The sequence below is a fragment of the Bradyrhizobium guangzhouense genome, from assembly GCF_004114955.1.
Taxonomy (GTDB): domain Bacteria; phylum Pseudomonadota; class Alphaproteobacteria; order Rhizobiales; family Xanthobacteraceae; genus Bradyrhizobium; species Bradyrhizobium guangzhouense.
In genome coordinates this window covers 1,478,727-1,495,062 of sequence record NZ_CP030053.1, presented here as the reverse complement: position 1 = coordinate 1,495,062, position 16,336 = coordinate 1,478,727, and the positions used below count along the sequence as shown (strand labels likewise).

Sequence of the window (16,336 nt, the reverse complement as noted above, 5' to 3'; positions counted from 1 at the left end):
ACCTGCCATGCGTGGATTCATCATCTCCCATCGCAGGGGTCGCAATTTTGTCAAATCGGCTTATATTAGAGGTCGAAAATGACATGCGGCGGGCCCGCTCGATTGCGGCCTCTGCCCTCCCAAACCCCACGCGCTTAAAGCCCCAGAGAAGATCACGAGGTCTTTGACCATGCGTCCACTGCGTCCGTTCAACTTCAACACTTCCGCCGAGCTCTTCCCCGCCGCCATCCGCAAGAAGAAGCGCGCGGGCTTCACCTACCGCCGGTTCGGCACTGCGGCCGAAGCCGTGCAGTTCGCGATGGAGCAGTTGCCGACGGATTCGCTGAACGGCGCCTATCTCCAGGTCGAGGAAGCCCGTTTCGACCAGAACGGCATCCGCTCGCTCTACGAGAGCGAAGCCTTCCCGCTGCCGCGCCGCCCCAAGCCGGCCCCGGCCGCCGAGACCGACGCCGACGCGGCGTAAGTTTTCGCAAAACTCCGATGTGCGGAGAAAGCGCGATGGCCGAAAGGTCATCGCGCTTTTTGCGTTGGGGCGACGCCCTCTCCCCGTCATGGCGAGCGCAGCGAAGCAATCCAGAATCCCTCCGCCGGGACAGTCTGGATTGCTTCGCTGCGCTCGCAATGACGACGTTGAGGTGGATTTTGCGGCAAGAGCCCTCAGCCCTCGCCGCTACATCCGCGGCTGCTTGTCGAGCCAGCGGCGCAAGAGGCGGACGTTGCGCATGTTGGCGCGGAACATGACGTCGAAGGCATCGCCCGCGAACGGCACGATGCCGACCACGCCGTCGACCGCGACATTGCCGAGCATGCGCGCGGTGATGTACCAGGGCGCGCCGAGCGCGCGGGCCTCGCGCACCAACCACAGCGAGATCGCGGTGGTGATGATGTCGCCGATCACAGGGATCAGCCCGATCAACCCGTCGATGCCGTAGCGGATGTTGGTGCCGGGCAGCACGAAGGCGACGTCGAGCAGTTTTGCAATGGCCTCAAGCCGGGCAACGCGTTGTTCCCGCGTCAGATTGCCGAAGGGATTGCCATTGGGAAATCCTTGGCGAAATTCTTGGCCAAATCCTTGGCCAAATTTTTGGCCGAACTCGAAGCGGAACCCCTGAAACCCCTGCTCCAGGGATTCGGGCCGGATCTCGTGGCCTTCCTGGTCGATGATCGGACCGCGGGGCCTACGGCCCGAAGGATCCGCGTGCGCATGCGCCCCGGAACGGGGCCTGCGTGGCGCGAGAATGTCGTCGTCTTGCATGGTCATGGTCGTTGTGAAACTCACGAGCGCAGCAGAGGTTGCTGCATCGCGTCCGATGGTCGCGCTCAGCTTGCCGCCGTCGCCGGCCGCGGCTCCTCGACATAGTGATGCACGAGCCAGGATGACAGAACCGCGGGCACGAATCCGACCAGGCCGTACAGGATGAACTGCACCGCGCCCGAATCCGCCCCGCGCGAGCCATAGGTGAACGCGGCGAGGACGAAGGCGAGCAGGCCGACTAGCAGCATCCGCAACAGCGGCCCAACCCGCCTGACATGGAGCAGGATGTCGTCGATCGCGCCGATCATCAACGACGGCAGGAAGCCGAACAGATAGCTGTATTGCAGGGTCTTGAAGAACACGACGATCAGCTTGCCGACCTCGCCGAGATGCGCCTCGGTCCAGTAGCCGGACTGGTAGGTTGTCGTCAGCAGCAGCAGGAATCCACCCACGAACGGCCCAACGAGCGCAAACACCAGATAGCGTTTCATCAAGGACTCCTGATACGAGAAGGCATTTATAGCAGCGAGCCGGGAACCTTGGATAGCGGGGTTGCGGGCTGCCCGGGGGGAACAAGTGGCAAGGCGGCGGGTTCAGACTGGAGCTGAAATTGCCCCGTCCAGATTTGGAGCCGCCGATGTCTCGTAAACTGCTGTTGCTGGCGACGATCACGCTCTCGGCCCTCGGTTGCCTGTCGAACGCACCTGCCTTCGCACAAGGCCATATGGGCACGCCGCAGGAGCAGAGGGCCTGCTCGCGCGACGCCTCGCGGCTGTGCCGCAAGGATCTCGGCAATGACGGTGCGGTGCAAGGCTGCCTGCAAGCCAACCGGGCAAGGCTGTCGCGATCGTGCAGCAAGGTGTTCGAGAGCCATGGAATGTAGGAATAGCCATGGAACGTAAGATCGGAACCTAAGATCGGAACGTAAGATCGGCATGTGAGCCCGCACCGCATTTTGCGTGACGGAGGCGCAACAGCTGCGAATTCCTTCGCGGCTCCCATTGAAGCTTCACGGCAATCGCGCATACTCGGCTCGGGCGGCGCAGCACTTTTCGATTCGAATATCAGGAAATCGAGCGACCACATCCGGGAGTGAACACCCGGCATGAAGGCTGTGACATGCGGCAGATCAAGCCGCGTGCGGCGTCCCAACAATCAAGCGGTTTCCAATCCGCGCAACTCGGGGACGCATTTTCATGACACGCTATCGGACTATCGCCACGCTCTTCACCTTCGCCGCCACCGCCATCGCCCTCCAGACGTCGCCCGGCCTCGCCTTCTCGCCCGAAGCGCAGCAGATGTGCTCGGACGATGCGATGCGGCTGTGCTCCAGTGAAATCCCCGACATCCCGCGGATCACCGCCTGCATGGTGCGGAACAAGTCGCATGTCAGCCCCGGCTGCCGCGCCGTGATGGACCGCGAAGCGGCCGCCGCCGCAACGTCACGCAAGCGCGAAGCGGCTGCGCAGTAGCAGTCATTCCGGGGCGACGCGACGGGACCGCGCGGAGCGCGGCCCGGACATGTCGAGCCCGGAATCCATTTCCCTACGTCACGTGCTGCTTGATGGATTCCGGGTTCGCGCTTCGCGCGCCCCGGAATGACAGAAGCCCTACTCGCCCCACTGCGCGAAGGCGTCGTTGAAGGCGCGCTCGCCGGGGGCGCCCTTCTCGATGGCGATGATGGCGCGGCGCTGGTTGGCGTAGACCAGCGGCACGTCGAACCAGGAACGCTCCTTCAGGAGCTGGATGTTGCGGCTGCGGTCGGCGTCGACATTTGACAGACCAACCAGGAAGAAGCCGTCGGTGACCTTGACCGCGAGCCCTGCGAGCGGCGTGCCGCGCGCCTGCTCGTTCGACTTCATCAGGATGCCCGGCACGTTGGAGACACTGCCGCTCGGAAAGTCCGGCGGCAGGATGAAGGTCAGCTCCGCCGTGTGGCTCGCCGGCAGCGACGAGTCGGTATTGCGGCGGAACGACATCGTCATCTTGAACTTGCGATCGGGAATCTCGATGTCGGCGCGCACGGCGACGTCGGCCTTCTGGTTGCCCGAGGCCTTGATCGGCTCCAGCCGCCACACCACCGAGCCGACATATTGCTTGCCCTTCGGGTCGGACGGATCCTCGTCATAGAGCACGACCTTCTGCGCCACCGGCGCGGCCGGCTGGTCGCTCGCCGAGGGCTGGCCGACGCGATCCGGAATCTTCGGCTTGATCTGCGGCTGCGAAGTATCCTTCGGCGCCTCCACCACCTGGGTGGGCGACGGCTTGAACAGATTGGTCGCTGTCTGGACCAGCTGCTTGCCCCAGAGAATGCCGGCGCCGACCAGGATCAGCACGATGCCGATGGCGATCGCGCTCTTGAACGGGAACACCGAGCCCCTGCCGGCGCGCTTCTTGACGTCACGGTCGGGTGCGATGCGTGGACGCGGCGACGGAGGTTGCGGCGCGTAGCGCTCGGCCTCCTCCATCGACTCGTCATAGGAATAAGGCGCGTCGGCTTCCGCGGCGCGGTTTTCCAGGCTCGGCTCGAGCCGGTCGAATTCCGGCGAGGGCGAAGGCACGTTGGCGTAAGTGCGGCGTGCGGCTCGGTTGGCCTGCGCGGCAGCGCCGCCGAGATCGTTGACGTCGGCCGTGATGTCGCGGAAGCCGCGTACCCCGGGCGCCGACGGCACCGGTGGCGGCGGTCCGCCATCCTGCGGGCGGCGCGGAGCGGAGCGGCCGGCCGGAGGTTCCGGCTGGCGCGGCGCATCGAAACGCGGGGCGCGTGGCGGACGCGGGGCATCGCCCTGGTCGTCGCCGCCGACCGGCGGACGCGGCGACGGAGCGGCCGGACGCGCGCGCGGCGGCGCGGCAGGCGGAGCGGATGCGGGCGGATTGTTTTCAGTCGCACGGGCGCTGGCCCGGCGGAACGCATCGCCGCTGCCACCGCCTGCGCGGGCACCGCCGCCGGGGCGCGAGGCCTCGCGGGCACGCTGGGCGGCCTCCGATTCGACCTTGCGGACGGCCTCTTCCAGCGACAGGCGCTCGCGGGTGATCTCGGATTCGGAGAGCGGCGGCTGCACGCTGCGCAGCTGTGCGATCAGCGCCGTGCGCGCCCGCTCATAGAGCGCGCGCCGGCTTTCGCCGGGAGCGTTGGGGTCCAGGGCGGCAATAGCGCGGGCGATCAGCGGATAGTAATCAGCCATTTCAACTCAACTATACCCGCGTCCTGGTAAGAGATCGTTAAGCCTCAAACGGGTTTTGCACCAGGATAGTATCCTCGCGTTCGGGGCTGGTGGAAAGCAGTGCGACCGGGCACCCCACCAATTCCTCGATCCGGCGGACATATTTGATGGCCTGGGCCGGCAGGTCGGCCCAGGACCGCGCATTGGCGGTCGGCTCCTTCCAGCCCTCGATGGTCTCGTAGATCGGCTCGACCCGGGCCTGCGCGCCCTCACCGGCCGGGAAATGATCGATCTCCTTGCCGTCGAGCCTGTAGCCGACGCAGACCTCGATCGTGTCGAAGCCGTCGAGAATATCGAGCTTGGTCAGCGCGAGGCCCGTGATGCCGCAGGTCCGCACGGTCTGGCGGACCAGCACGGCGTCGAACCAGCCGCAGCGGCGCTTGCGCCCTGTATTGACCCCGAACTCGCGACCTCTGCGGCCGATCTCCTCGCCGATCTCGTTCAAGAGCTCGGTCGGGAACGGTCCCTGGCCGACGCGCGTCGTGTAGGCCTTGCAGATACCGAGAACGTAGCCGACCGCGTTCGGGCCGAGGCCCGTTCCGGTCGCGGCCTGCGCCGCCACGGTGTTGGACGAGGTGACGTAAGGGTAGGTCCCGTGGTCGACGTCGAGCAGCGCGCCCTGCGCGCCTTCGAACAGGATGCGCTTGCCGGCACGCCGCTCGGCATCGAGCAGACGCCAGACGGTCTCCGCATAAGGCAGCAGCTGCGGGGCCAGCGCGGTGAGTTCCTTCAGGATCTCCTTGCCGTCGAACTCCGGCAAATTGAGGCCGCGACGGAGCGCGTTGTGGTGCGCCAGGAGGCGATCGATCTTGTGCGGCAGCGTGTTGAGGTCGGCGAGGTCCATCAGGCGGATCGCGCGGCGGCCAACCTTGTCCTCATAGGCAGGGCCGATGCCGCGGCGCGTGGTGCCGATCGCGGTCACCGCATTGGACGACTCACGAAGCGCATCGAGCTCGCGATGCAGCGGCAGGATCAGGGTCACGTTCTCGGCGACGCGCAGATTCTCGGGGCCGACCGCGACGCCCTGGCCGCGCAGCTTGGTCACCTCGTCGAGGAAGGCCTGCGCGTCGAACACCACACCGTTGCCGATCACCGCCAGCTTCGACGGCCGCAGCACGCCGGAGGGCAACAGCGCGAGCTTGTAAGTCTCGCCATTGATGACCAGCGTGTGGCCGGCGTTATGGCCGCCCTGGAAGCGTGCGACGATGTCCGCCTGCTCCGACAACCAGTCGACGATCTTGCCCTTTCCTTCGTCGCCCCACTGGGCGCCGACGACGACAACATTGGCCATTCGCGGGTAATCCTTCGAAGAATTCTCTGTAAAGGCACGATCCAAACGGAAAACCGGGACCCGCTTGTCCGGGATCATGCCTGCGCCCAGCCCAAGTCCCGGCCCAAGGCCGCTCGCATGCGAGGCAGCCCCACCGGATAAAGGAAGCAGCCTCTCTAGGCAAGCAAGAACGGGGCTTTTTTCGGGCCCAAGGCGCGATCCAAGCCTTTGATATCCCCTAAAAATCCGCCTTACCGGGCGCCTTCTACGACGTTAGGCGCGGATGCGGCCGTCAACCACTTCGATGATGCGGTCGCAGCGCCGCGCCAGGCTCATATTATGGGTGACGAGCAGGAAGCTCGTGCCGCTGTCGCGGTTGACCTGCCGCATCAGCTCGAACACGGCGTCGGCCGATTTGGTGTCGAGATTGCCGGTCGGCTCGTCCGCAAGCACGAGGTCCGGGCTCATGGCCAAGGCTCGCGCCACGGCCACCCGCTGCTGCTGCCCGCCCGACATGTTGTTGGCGAGGTTGCCGGCGAATTTCTCGAGCCCGACCTGCGCCAGCAGCCGGTCCGCCCGCGCCTCGATATCAGCCGATGCAAAGCCGCGATCGGCCAGCATCGGCATCATGACATTTTCCCGCGCGGTGAAGGCCGAGATCAGGAGATGGTACTGGAAGACGAAGCCGATGGTGTGGCCGCGCAGGTGGGTGATCTCGGCGTCGCCGAGATCGGCGATGTCCTGGCCCTTGATCAGCAGCCGGCCCGACGTCGGCTGGTCGAGCAGGCCGACGATGTTGAGCAGCGTGCTCTTGCCCGAGCCCGAGGGGCCGATCAACGCCAGGAACTCGCCATGGTCGAGCTCGAGGTCGATGCCATGCAGCACCTCGGTTTCGGTCGGCAGGCCGACATTATAGGCCTTGCACACATTCTCGAGGCGGAGGATTTCGCTAGCCACGGATCGCCACCACCGGATCGAGTTTCGCGGCCCGCACCGCAGGCGCCATCGCGGCGAGCAGGCCCGTGACGGTTGCAAGCAGCGCCGTGTAGACGAACAGGCTCCGCTCCAGGATCAGCGGAAACAGCTCGGTGCCGTCGGCCTGGCGCGCGACCGAGTGCCAATAGACCAGCGCGAATGCGCCCATCGCCGCGCCGAACAGCGAGCCGACGAAGCCGAGCAGGCCGCCCTGCAGCAGGAACACACGCAGGATCTGGCTGCGCGACGTCCCCATCGCGCGCAGAATGCCGATGTCCTTGGAGCGCTGGATCACCGAGACCACCAGCACGGCGGCGATTCCGAACGCGACCGAGAGACCGACGAACAATCGAATCAGGGTGTTGGTGTTCTGCTGGGCCTGAACCGCGGTGAAGAACTGCGCATTGGTCTTGATCCAGCTGTCGGCCTCGACGACGTTGGCGGCCTGGATGCGCTGGGCGATGTCTTCGGCTGCGTAGATGTCGCGGACCGTGATGTCGATCGTGGTGATGCCACCGATCATGCCGAGCAGCGATTGCGCGGTTCGGAGCGCAGCGTAGCAGACGCGCTGGTTGACGCCCTTGTTGCCGAGGTCGACGAGGCCCGAAATCGTAAGCACGCGGGTCGCGCCGGACGCGGCGCGAATGTTGAGCTTGTCGCCGACGGTGGCGCCCAGATCCTTTGCCAGTTCGATGCCGATGATGACGTCCTCGCTGGTCAGGCGCGGCTCGCCGGCAACGATATAGTCCGGCACTTTGACGATGTTGAAATAGGACTCCGGCTCGACGCCCGACAGATTCACGGAGCGGCTGGCATCGCCGCGCACCGCGAGCACGGAGCCGAGGATCGTCGGCGATACCGCAACGACCTCGGGCATCGCCTGCATCTGGAGCCGGATCTTCGGCCATTGATCGATCGAGATCACCCGCTGGCTCGGACGCTGCACCACCGCGTCCTCGATCTCGCCTGCGCGGTTGCGCAGCGGGCGCGCGATCTGGTCGGGCGTGAGCAGCTGGATGTGCGGCTGCGAGGTCAGCACGCGCTTGATGAAGTTCGCCTGCAGCCCCGCAAGCATCGCCGACATGAAGACGATGACGCCGACGCCGATCGAGACGCCGCCGATGATGAAGATGGTCTGGAGCCGGCCTTCGCGCAGAAAGCGCACCGCCATGGTCCATTCGAACGGCAGCCAGCGGTTCATTGCCGTACGGGCCGCACGCGCTGGCCGGTCAGAACGCCGGAACTTTGCGGGATCGCGACATCGCCGGCAGCAAGGCCGTCGGTGATCTCGATCTGGCTGTTGCCGTGCAGGCCAATTTTTACAGGCTTTTGCACAGCACGCCCGTCCTTGACGCCGAGCACCCAGGGATTCCCCGACAAGACGTCGTGCACCGAGCGCAGCGGCAGGATCAGCGCGTCGTCACGCGCAGCCACTTCGATATCGACCGAGACAGTCATGTCCTGCCGCAGATAGTCCGGCGCGTCGGCGACCGTCAGCTTGACTTCGACCGATGCGCGCGAAATGTCGACACCGGGATTGATGTAGGTGATCGCTGCGGCGAAACGCCGGTCCGGATAGGCATCGGCCGAGGCGAGCGCCTTCTGCCCGAGTGCGATCTTGCCGAGATTGCGTTCGTCGATCTGCAGCACGAGCTGCGCGTCGCCGACCGGCGCGAGCACGAGCAGCGCCTTGCCTGGCTGCACCACGGTGCCGCGTTCGACGCTGCGCGTGATCAGGACGCCGTCGCGGGGCGCGGCGATCGTGGCATAGCCGAGCCGGGATTCCGCCGTGTCGAGATTGGCGCGGGCCTGGTTGGCTTGCGTCTGCGCCATCACGTAATCGCTGCCGCCGGGGCTGGCGGTATAGACCTGAAACTCGGCCGAACGCTTCACCGCGCTGGCTACATCGAGCGTCTTCTGCGCATCGTCGAGCGACGCACGCGTCGCATAGCCGTTGTGTTCGAGCTGCGCGGTGCGGTCGTAAGTCTGCTGCGCGTTGCGCAGGGTGGCATTCGCCTGGGTCAGCGCTTCCCTCGCCGAGGGCAGCGTCAGTTCCTCGAGCTGCCTGATGCGGGCCTCGGCCTGGGCCACCGCGCCGTGCGCCTGCACCACGGCGGCGTTCAATTCGCGCGACTCCAGCGAGATCAGCGGCTGGCCCTTGCTGACCTTTTCGCCTTCCTGCACCAGCACCTCCTGCACCGTGCCGGTGATCTGGCTGCCGATTTCGACCCGGTACGGCGTCTCGACATGGCCGCTCGCCACCACGGTCTCGACGAGACGGCCGCGCCTCGCCTCGTCGACGACGACCGCCGGCCCCAGAATCATGCGCACGCTTTGCCAGGCCCCGAAGGCCAGCAGAACGGCGACCGCGAGGATGAACCATTTGTGATTGAGAAATCCCGACCACAGCGCCGCGACGGAGAGCCGGCTCTTATGCTGCGGCAAGGTGATAGTTTGCTCGACCATGACAACGCCATGCAAATCGCGCCGTGCTATTGGGCGGATTCACGTCTCGATTTCGATTGCTGGCCCGGCAAAGCCGGGTGATCCTCTTCAACGCTAGCGTGCCGTCGGCAATCGAGATTGCTTTAGGTCAATAGGTTACGCCGAATTTAGAGGCATCTGGCCGCCACAAGACGCCCTGAAACCGGGAGCACCGCTTGCTGGACAGTCCAACCCGCGCCGACACCAATTTCTGGCAGCTGTCACCGCCTGAGCTCTGCAGCCGACTGGGCTGCGGGCTTACCGGTCTGTCAGCGGCGCAGGCCGAAGAACGCCTCGACCGTTTCGGGCCGAATACCGACACACCGCCGCGGATCGAGGGCGCGGCGCGCGCCATCCTGCGCCGGTTGCTCGAACCGTTGTCGCTGATCCTTCTGGTGGCCGGCATCATCTCGATGCTGACCGGCGACGAGATCGGCGGGCTCATCATCGTCCTGATCCTCGCGCTCTCGATCGGCCTCGACACCATCCAGGAGGGACACGCGGTCCGCGCCGCCGAAATTCTCCGCCGCTCGGTGGCCCTGAAGGCTGAGGTCAGCCGCAACGGCGCGTTTGTCGATATCGATGTCGAGCACGTCGTGCCCGGCGATCTCTTGCGCGTCCGCGCCGGCGACATCATCCCGGCCGATGCGCTGATCCTGGAGAGCACCGCCTTCACCGCCGGTGAAGCCGCACTCACCGGCGAGCCCTATCCGGTGCAGAAACGCGCCGGACCATGCGCCGGCCCCGACGACACCTCGAATGCGCTGTTCCGCGGCGCCGTGGCACAAACCGGCGAAGCGATCGCGCTCGCGGTCAGGACCGGCCGCGACACCGTGTTCGGCGCGGCGGCCTCCGCGCTCGCCGAGGCGCAGGCGCCCTCCCCCTTCGAACGGGACTTGCGCGAATTCGGCCTCGTGATCGCGCGCGCCACGCTGGCGCTGGTGCTGGTCGTGCTCACCGTCCGCGTCGTATTCGGTCGTCCCGTGCTCGATTCGCTGCTGTTCGCCGTCGCGCTTGCCGTCGGGCTGACGCCGGAACTGCTGCCGATGATCACGACGGTGACGCTGTCGCGCGGTGCGCTGCGCATGGCGGGGCGCAAGGTGATCGTGAAGCGGCTCGCCGCCATTCACGACTTGGGCGCCATGACCGTGCTGTGCACGGACAAGACGGGTACGCTGACATCGGCCGAGATCACGCTGGCGAGAAGCCTCGATGCCGCAGGCAACGACGATGAGCGCGCCGCGCGGCTCGGCGCCATCGCGGCCTCGCTCGGCGGCGACCGTGGCGCGCTCGACGCCGCCCTCGTCGCCGGACGACCGGACGCCGCGCATGGCTGGACGCTCGCCGGACGGCAGGCTTTCGATTTCTCGCGGCGGCTCGGATCGGTGCTCGCCACCGGCCCCGAAGGCGCGCGATTGATCGTCAAAGGCGCGCCGGAGGCCGTGCTGGAATTGTGCACGATGGACCAACATGCGCGCGAGGCGACGATGGCCCGCGTCCACGCGCTCGCGACCGAGGGCCTGCGCACCGTGGCCATCGCCTCGCGGGCATGGAGCGGCGCGCTGCGCGAGGTCGAGACCGACGATGAAACCGACCTCATCTTCGAGGGTCTCTGCGCCTTCGCCGATCCGCCGAAACCGACGGCCGCAGCCGCGATCGCCCGGCTCGCGGCGGGCGGCGTGAGCCTGAAGGTCCTCTCGGGCGACGACCCGGTGGTTGTGAAGCGGCTCGCCGGACTGGTCGGGCTCAACGCCGAGCGCGTGCTGTCGGGAGCCGACATTGCCAAGCTCGGCGACGAGGCGCTTGCCGTGCAGGTGCGCTCCGCCGATGCGTTCGGCCGGCTCGCACCGGATCAGAAGTCGCGCATCGTGAAGGCGCTTCAGGCCGGCGGCGAGGTGGTCGGCTTCCTCGGCGACGGCATCAACGACGCACCGGCCCTGAAAGTGGCCGATGTCGGTCTTTCGGTCGACGGCGCCACCGGTGTGGCGCAGGCCGCGGCCGACATGATCCTGCTGGCGTCCGATCTCGAAGTCGTCGCCGACGGCGTCGAGGAAGGTCGGCGGACCTTCGCCAACATCCTCAAATATGTCCGCATGGGCGCGAGTTCGAATTTCGGCAACATGCTGTCGATGGCGGCGGCCTCGATCGCGCTGCCGTTCCTGCCGATGCTGCCGACGCAGATCCTGCTCAACAACCTGCTCTACGATCTCTCCGAGCTCGGCATTCCCTTCGACCGGGTCTCGGCGCAGGCGACGGCCAGGCCGCAGGTGTGGAGCATGTCACGGCTGGTGCGCTTTGCCGCGATCATGGGGCCGCTGTCGTCGGTGTTCGACTTTCTCACCTTTGCCGCGCTGCTTTATGTGTTCAAGGCCTCGCCGGACGAATTCCGCACCGCCTGGTTCGTCGAATCCATGGCGACGCAGATCCTGGTGATCTTCGTCATCCGCACCTATGGACGACCCTGGCACAACTGGCCCGATCCCGTGCTTGCGGCCTCTTCTCTGATCGCCCTGTTCGCCGCGATAGCGCTGCCGTTCACGCCGCTCGGGACCTGGTTCGGCTTCGTCGCGCCCCCGCCGGTCATGATGGCCGGCATTGCGCTGCTCGTCGTCGTCTATCTCGCCTGCGCCGAGCTCTTGAAGCCGTTCGCGATCCGCACGGGACCGACCGGCTGAGTTTCCTGTTGCACCGCCTAGCGCATGATGGCGATGCGCCGCGCACCATTGATATCGGGCTCGTTTCCGTGTCTTTGGGCGGGGCCGGGCCGGGAGCCTCGGCGCATGACGCGGGGCCATAACAATACCAATGTCCGCTGCCGGCCAGACCACGAGCGCCGAATCATCCAGCCACAGCTGGATCGCCAACCAGCCTTATCTCCTGCTCAGCATCACCGCGATTTGCTGGGCGGGCAATGCGGTGGTGGGGCGGCTCGCCGCCGGCCACATCCCACCGGTGACGCTGTCCTTCCTGCGCTGGAGCTTCGCTTTCCTGCTGGTGCTGCCGTTCGCCTGGAAGCATCTCGCCCAGGACTGGCCGGCCATCCGCGACAAGCTCGGCCTGATGATCGTGCTGTCGATCACCGGCATCGGCGCCTTCAACACCCTGCAATATTGGGCGCTGGAGCATACCCAGGCGCTCAATACGCTTCTGTTGCAGTCAGCCGCGCCCCTGGTCGTGGCGCTGTGGTCGCTGGTCATCCTCGGAATCAGGCTGACGGGCGCGCAGGCCTTCGGCGTGCTGCTCTCGATGTGCGGCGTGGTGATCATTCTGCTGCACGGCGACCTCACCACGCTGTCGAACATCGCCTTCAACAAGGGCGACCTGATCTTCATCGTCGCGCTGATCATCTTCGCGCTCTATTCGGTGCTGACCCTGAAGCGGCCGCCGATCCACGGCCTGTCGTTCCTCGCCTTCACCTTCGGCGCCGGTGCCGCGTGCCTGATTCCGCTGGAGATCTGGGAGATATCCGCGCGCCCGGTCATGAAGCTCGACGGGCCGAACCTGCTCACGCTGTTCTACGTCTCGGTGTTTCCCTCGACACTGGCCTATCTCTGCTTCAACCGCGGCGTCCGCCTGATCGGCGCCAACCGCGCGGCACCGTTCTTTCACGTCGTGCCGGTGTTCGGCTCGATCATGGCCATGGTCTTCCTCGGCGAACTGCCGCAGGCCTTCCATTTCATCGGCTTCGCGCTGGTGCTGTCGGGCGTTTTCGTGGCGTCGCGGAAGCAGGCGAGCTAGCTCGCCCTGAACTTGCTGTACGCCTCGCTGGTGGCGATGATCACATGCTCGGCACAGCCGTTGACGCGATGCGGGTCGGCATCGCGCTCGTAGGCCTGCGACGTCATCATGTCGAGGAACGCCGCGACGGACGGATAGGAGACCAGCGCGACGAAATCCCATTGGTTGCCCGCGTGCGGGCCGAGCGCGATCGCCCTCGTCTCACCGGTCCACAGCAATGTGCCGCCGCGCGCCTTGATCATGGGCACGGTGATCGCGCTGTAGCGCAAATAGGCATCCCAGCCGGAGCCGTCGCCATCGCGCGAATGGGCGTGGAAACGCATCAGGTTCAGCATCACCACCGGCGCATGCTGGTCGAGCCCTTCCAGCCCCTGGATGTTCAACATATTAACCGCCAATGGCACCTCCCTAAGGTTTGCCTGCATTGTAGCATTGCGGCGGCGGGACTTGTGTCATGACGACCATCCGGCGCAAGGTCGCACGTGACGCCAATGACGATTGCATCGCCCGCGCCAACGGCCTCGAATCCGGCCAGCTGGCTCAACAACCAGCCTTATCTGCTTCTCAGCCTGAGCTCTCTGTTCTGGGCCGGCAATATCGTGATCGCGCGCCATGTCGGCGCGCATGTGCCGCCGCTGACGGTGACGACGATCCGCTGGTTCGGCGTGTTCCTTCTGCTGCTGCCTTTCTCCTGGCCGCATCTGAAGCGCGACTGGCCGGCGTTGCGCAAGAGCCTGCCGCTGATGCTGTTCCTGTCGCTGGTGGGCTTTGCCTTCAACAACGCGATCTCCTACTGGGCGCTGCAATATACCGAGGCGCTCAACGCGCTGTTGATCCAGTCGGCAGGTCCCCTGTTCGTGGCGCTGTGGTCGCTGGTGTTGTTCGGCGTGCGGCTGACCGGCGGGCAGCTCGCGGGAATCGCGATCTCGCTGATGGGCGTGCTGATCATCATCCTCCGCGGCGATCTGGCGGCGCTGGCCAGCATCTCGTTCAACCGGGGCGACATCATGTTCGCCTCTTCGCTGGTCGCGTTCGGACTCTATTCGGCCTTCATCCCGCGGCGGCCGAAGGTTCATCAGCTGTCGTTTTTGTCGTTCACCACCTGCTGCGGCGCCTTCATGCTGCTGCCGACGGCAATCTGGGAGGCCTGGAGCGGCAGGGTGCTGCAGTTCGACACCGTGACGCTGATGACGCTCGGCTGGATCCTGATCTTCCCCTCGACGCTCGCCTATCTCTTCTTCAACCGCGGCGTCGCACTGATCGGGCCGAACCGCGCCGCGCCGTTCTTTCACCTGGTGCCGGTATTCGGCTCGGCGATGGCGATCCTGCTGCTCGGCGAAAGGCTCCAGCCCTTTCACCTGATCGGCTACGCGCTGGTGCTCGCCGGCGTCGTCATCGCCTCGCGCCGGGGCGCGGTGGTCAAGTAAGACGTGGTGCGGACGCGCAACTCGTCTCTTGTCCCGGGCGCAGCGCAGCACGCAGTGATGCGCTGCTGAACCGGGACCCAGTTTGTGGCGGCATGGGCCCCGGCTCTGCAGCGCACCGCTTCCGGACGATGCTTCGCATCGCCGGGGAAGCGCTGCGCCGCGTCCGGGGCACGAGACCGGTGCCCGAATTTACGCCGCGCGAACCTTGGCGAGGAAGCCGTCCACCGCGCTGCGCAGCGCGCCGGACTGGTGATCCAGCTCGCGGGCGTTGGTCAGCACGTCGCCGGCGGCGGTGCCGGTCGCTTCCGCGGCCGAAGTGACGCTGCCGATATGGGCGTTGATCTCGCTCGAGCCGGCCGCGACCGACTGGATGTTGCGGGCGATCTCGCGGGTCGCCTCACCCTGCTGCTCGATCGAGGCCGAGATGCCGGCGGTGATCTCGCTCATCTCGGCGATGGTCTGGGTGATGCCGCCGATCGCTGCGACCGCATCGCTGGTCGAGGTCTGCATTGCCGCGACCTGGGCGGAGATTTCCTCGGTCGCCTTGGCGGTCTGGTTGGCCAGCGCCTTCACCTCGGAGGCGACGACGGCGAAGCCGCGGCCGGATTCGCCGGCACGCGCCGCCTCGATGGTGGCGTTGAGCGCAAGGAGATTGGTCTGCGCCGCGATCGAGTGAATGAGCTTGACGACCTCGCCGATCTTTTCGGCGCCGGTCGAGAGCTCTTGCACCGTGGCGTTGGTGCGCTCGGCGTCGCTGACCGCGCGGCTCGCCACTTCGGTCGAGCGCGTCACCTGGCGCGAGATTTCCGCAACCGAGCTCGACAGCTCTTCGGCGGCGGCGGCAACCGTGCCGACATTGCCGGAGGCCTTCTGCGAGGCCGCGCCGACGGTCGCCGCGCGCGAGGAGGCGTCGCTGGCGGTCGCGGTCATCGACTGCGCCGTCGACTGCATGCCCGTCGCGGCCGAGGAGACCGAGCGGACGATGCCGTTGACGCTGCGTTCGAAGTCGTTGGCAATATCTTCCATCGCGCGGCGACGGTCCGCCGCGGCCCGGTCCTTGGCGTCCTGCTCGCTCTTCTCGATTTCGCGGATGCGGAGCGCGTTGTCCTTGAAGATCTGGACGGTCGATGCCATCGCACCGACCTCGTCGCCGCGGCCGACGCCGGGGATGTCGCCGTCAAGCTTGCCGTCGGCGAGATCCTTCATGCGGGCACCGAGCAAGGCCAGCGGACGGCTGATGCTGCGGCCGAGCAACCAGGCAACGCTGCCGGCGACGATGACGATGCCGAGCACGGCGAGGCCGAGCAGCCAGTAGACCGGGCCCATCTTGGCGTCGATATCGGCGAGATAAGCGCCCGTGCCGAGATACATATCAAAGCCGGGCACCGCGACGGCGTATCCGATCTTGCTGATCGGAGTCTGCTGGCCGGGCTTCACATAGTCATAATAGAGCAGGATCGAGCCGTTGGCCTTGACGCCGTTCATCAGCTCGACCGACAGCTTGCGGCCGTTGGTCACGACGTCCATGCGGTTCATCCCGATCTGCTTCGGATCGGGCGCGAGCTGGGTGATGCCGTCATAAGACGTACCGAACAGATAGCCCGAGCCGTTGTCGTAGGTCATCGCATTGCCGTAGCGACGAAGCTCGGCCATGGCCGCATCCTTCGTCAGCTCGCCGGCGTCGACACGCTTCTTCAGCGCGGCCGCATAGTTGCGGCCAAGATCGACGATCGCCTTGGTCTGATCGATGCGTGCATTCACCATCTCCTGCTTCATCAGGTAACCGGCGAGAACTCCGGAGATACACAGGCCGAACAAGGTAACGCCGACAAGGATGCCAAGCTTGGGGACGATCTTCAGATTGCTCAACTTCACGGGATGGGCTCCGGAGAAAGGGATACGGGCGCGCGAGTGAAACGATAGAAATTGAATCAACTTTTAGTGGGCGACCTCTTAGCAAGTT

Annotated in this window: 15 protein-coding genes; 6 read left to right on the top strand and 9 right to left on the bottom strand. The window is 65.9% G+C overall.

Translation table 11 applies throughout. The annotated features are described in order from the left end of the window. Nucleotides 1-169: 169 nt before the first annotated feature. Nucleotides 170-463, top strand: a complete 294-nt coding sequence (locus tag XH91_RS07270; protein WP_027560969.1) for a hypothetical protein — start codon at nt 170-172, stop codon at nt 461-463. A gap of 207 nt (nt 464-670) precedes the next feature. Here XH91_RS07270 and XH91_RS07260 read toward each other — a convergent pair whose 3' ends face one another. Further along, nucleotides 671-1,261 carry a DUF4112 domain-containing protein gene (locus XH91_RS07260; RefSeq protein ID WP_128949946.1) on the bottom strand — a complete coding sequence of 197 codons (591 nt, stop codon included), beginning with the start codon at nt 1,259-1,261 and terminating at the stop codon, nt 671-673. Between the two features lie 59 nt (nt 1,262-1,320). Next, nucleotides 1,321-1,746 carry a DUF5413 family protein gene (locus XH91_RS07255; RefSeq protein ID WP_128949945.1) on the bottom strand — a complete coding sequence of 142 codons (426 nt, stop codon included), beginning with the start codon at nt 1,744-1,746 and terminating at the stop codon, nt 1,321-1,323. 146 nt (nt 1,747-1,892) lie between these two features. On the opposite strand from XH91_RS07255, the gene XH91_RS07250 reads away from it, so the two are divergent. Both XH91_RS07250 and XH91_RS07245 read left to right on the top strand, forming a co-directional pair. Beyond that, nucleotides 1,893-2,138 (top strand): hypothetical protein, encoded by a 246-nt coding sequence (locus XH91_RS07250; protein ID WP_128949943.1) that lies wholly within the window; start codon nt 1,893-1,895, stop codon nt 2,136-2,138. A 313-nt stretch (nt 2,139-2,451) separates the two neighbouring features. Then, a complete protein-coding gene (locus XH91_RS07245; protein ID WP_245470852.1) occupies nt 2,452-2,727 on the top strand; it encodes a hypothetical protein in 276 nt (91 codons plus the stop codon). A 138-nt stretch (nt 2,728-2,865) separates the two neighbouring features. Here XH91_RS07245 and XH91_RS07240 read toward each other — a convergent pair whose 3' ends face one another. From XH91_RS07240 to XH91_RS07220, 5 genes are all read right to left on the bottom strand, one after another. Beyond that, nucleotides 2,866-4,440 (bottom strand): hypothetical protein, encoded by a 1,575-nt coding sequence (locus XH91_RS07240; RefSeq protein WP_128949941.1) that lies wholly within the window; start codon nt 4,438-4,440, stop codon nt 2,866-2,868. A 37-nt stretch (nt 4,441-4,477) separates the two neighbouring features. Next, the gene (locus XH91_RS07235) at nt 4,478-5,770 is read right to left on the bottom strand and encodes an adenylosuccinate synthase (protein ID WP_128949940.1); all 1,293 of its coding nucleotides are present in this window, start codon (nt 5,768-5,770) and stop codon (nt 4,478-4,480) included. Nucleotides 5,771-6,022: 252 nt separating this feature from the next. Beyond that, the gene (locus XH91_RS07230; protein ID WP_128949939.1) at nt 6,023-6,706 is read right to left on the bottom strand and encodes an ABC transporter ATP-binding protein; all 684 of its coding nucleotides are present in this window, start codon (nt 6,704-6,706) and stop codon (nt 6,023-6,025) included. After that, the gene (locus tag XH91_RS07225; RefSeq protein WP_128949938.1) at nt 6,699-7,925 is read right to left on the bottom strand and encodes an ABC transporter permease; all 1,227 of its coding nucleotides are present in this window, start codon (nt 7,923-7,925) and stop codon (nt 6,699-6,701) included. Before XH91_RS07225 ends, XH91_RS07230 begins: the two co-directional genes overlap by 8 nt. Further along, a complete protein-coding gene (locus XH91_RS07220) occupies nt 7,922-9,190 on the bottom strand; it encodes an efflux RND transporter periplasmic adaptor subunit (RefSeq protein WP_128949937.1) in 1,269 nt (422 codons plus the stop codon). The genes XH91_RS07225 and XH91_RS07220 overlap by 4 nt, the downstream gene beginning before the upstream one ends. A 194-nt stretch (nt 9,191-9,384) precedes the next feature. On the opposite strand from XH91_RS07220, the gene mgtA reads away from it, so the two are divergent. Both mgtA and XH91_RS07210 read left to right on the top strand, forming a co-directional pair. Then, nucleotides 9,385-11,883, top strand: coding sequence for a magnesium-translocating P-type ATPase (mgtA, locus tag XH91_RS07215; protein WP_128949936.1), 2,499 nt, complete (start codon nt 9,385-9,387; stop codon nt 11,881-11,883). Nucleotides 11,884-12,013: 130 nt separating this feature from the next. Next, nucleotides 12,014-12,946 (top strand): DMT family transporter, encoded by a 933-nt coding sequence (locus XH91_RS07210; protein WP_128949935.1) that lies wholly within the window; start codon nt 12,014-12,016, stop codon nt 12,944-12,946. Here XH91_RS07210 and XH91_RS07205 read toward each other — a convergent pair. Then, entirely contained in the window at nt 12,943-13,344 is a 402-nt protein-coding gene (locus XH91_RS07205; protein ID WP_164933604.1) for a DUF1330 domain-containing protein, read from the bottom strand. The two genes, XH91_RS07210 and XH91_RS07205, sit on opposite strands and share 4 nt — an antisense overlap. A gap of 93 nt (nt 13,345-13,437) precedes the next feature. Between XH91_RS07205 and XH91_RS07200 the strand changes: the two genes are divergently transcribed. Further along, nucleotides 13,438-14,373: a DMT family transporter gene (locus XH91_RS07200; protein ID WP_128949934.1), complete on the top strand. Its 936-nt coding sequence runs from the start codon at nt 13,438-13,440 to the stop codon at nt 14,371-14,373. 189 nt (nt 14,374-14,562) lie between these two features. Here the strand turns inward: XH91_RS07200 and XH91_RS07195 are convergent, their stop codons facing one another. Continuing rightward, nucleotides 14,563-16,248, bottom strand: a complete 1,686-nt coding sequence (locus XH91_RS07195; protein ID WP_128949933.1) for a methyl-accepting chemotaxis protein — start codon at nt 16,246-16,248, stop codon at nt 14,563-14,565. Nucleotides 16,249-16,336 lie beyond the last annotated feature (88 nt).

Coding starts and splice junctions, on each gene's coding strand:
- XH91_RS07245 (WP_245470852.1), top strand. CDS start 2,452: ATGACACGCTATCGGACTATCGCCACGCTCTTCACCTTCGCCGCCACC.
- XH91_RS07260 (WP_128949946.1), bottom strand. CDS start 1,261: ATGACCATGCAAGACGACGACATTCTCGCGCCACGCAGGCCCCGTTCC.
- XH91_RS07235 (WP_128949940.1), bottom strand. CDS start 5,770: ATGGCCAATGTTGTCGTCGTCGGCGCCCAGTGGGGCGACGAAGGAAAG.
- XH91_RS07225 (WP_128949938.1), bottom strand. CDS start 7,925: ATGAACCGCTGGCTGCCGTTCGAATGGACCATGGCGGTGCGCTTTCTG.
- XH91_RS07270 (WP_027560969.1), top strand. CDS start 170: ATGCGTCCACTGCGTCCGTTCAACTTCAACACTTCCGCCGAGCTCTTC.
- XH91_RS07200 (WP_128949934.1), top strand. CDS start 13,438: ATGACGATTGCATCGCCCGCGCCAACGGCCTCGAATCCGGCCAGCTGG.
- XH91_RS07240 (WP_128949941.1), bottom strand. CDS start 4,440: ATGGCTGATTACTATCCGCTGATCGCCCGCGCTATTGCCGCCCTGGAC.
- XH91_RS07210 (WP_128949935.1), top strand. CDS start 12,014: ATGTCCGCTGCCGGCCAGACCACGAGCGCCGAATCATCCAGCCACAGC.
- XH91_RS07255 (WP_128949945.1), bottom strand. CDS start 1,746: ATGAAACGCTATCTGGTGTTTGCGCTCGTTGGGCCGTTCGTGGGTGGA.
- XH91_RS07250 (WP_128949943.1), top strand. CDS start 1,893: ATGTCTCGTAAACTGCTGTTGCTGGCGACGATCACGCTCTCGGCCCTC.
- XH91_RS07220 (WP_128949937.1), bottom strand. CDS start 9,190: ATGGTCGAGCAAACTATCACCTTGCCGCAGCATAAGAGCCGGCTCTCC.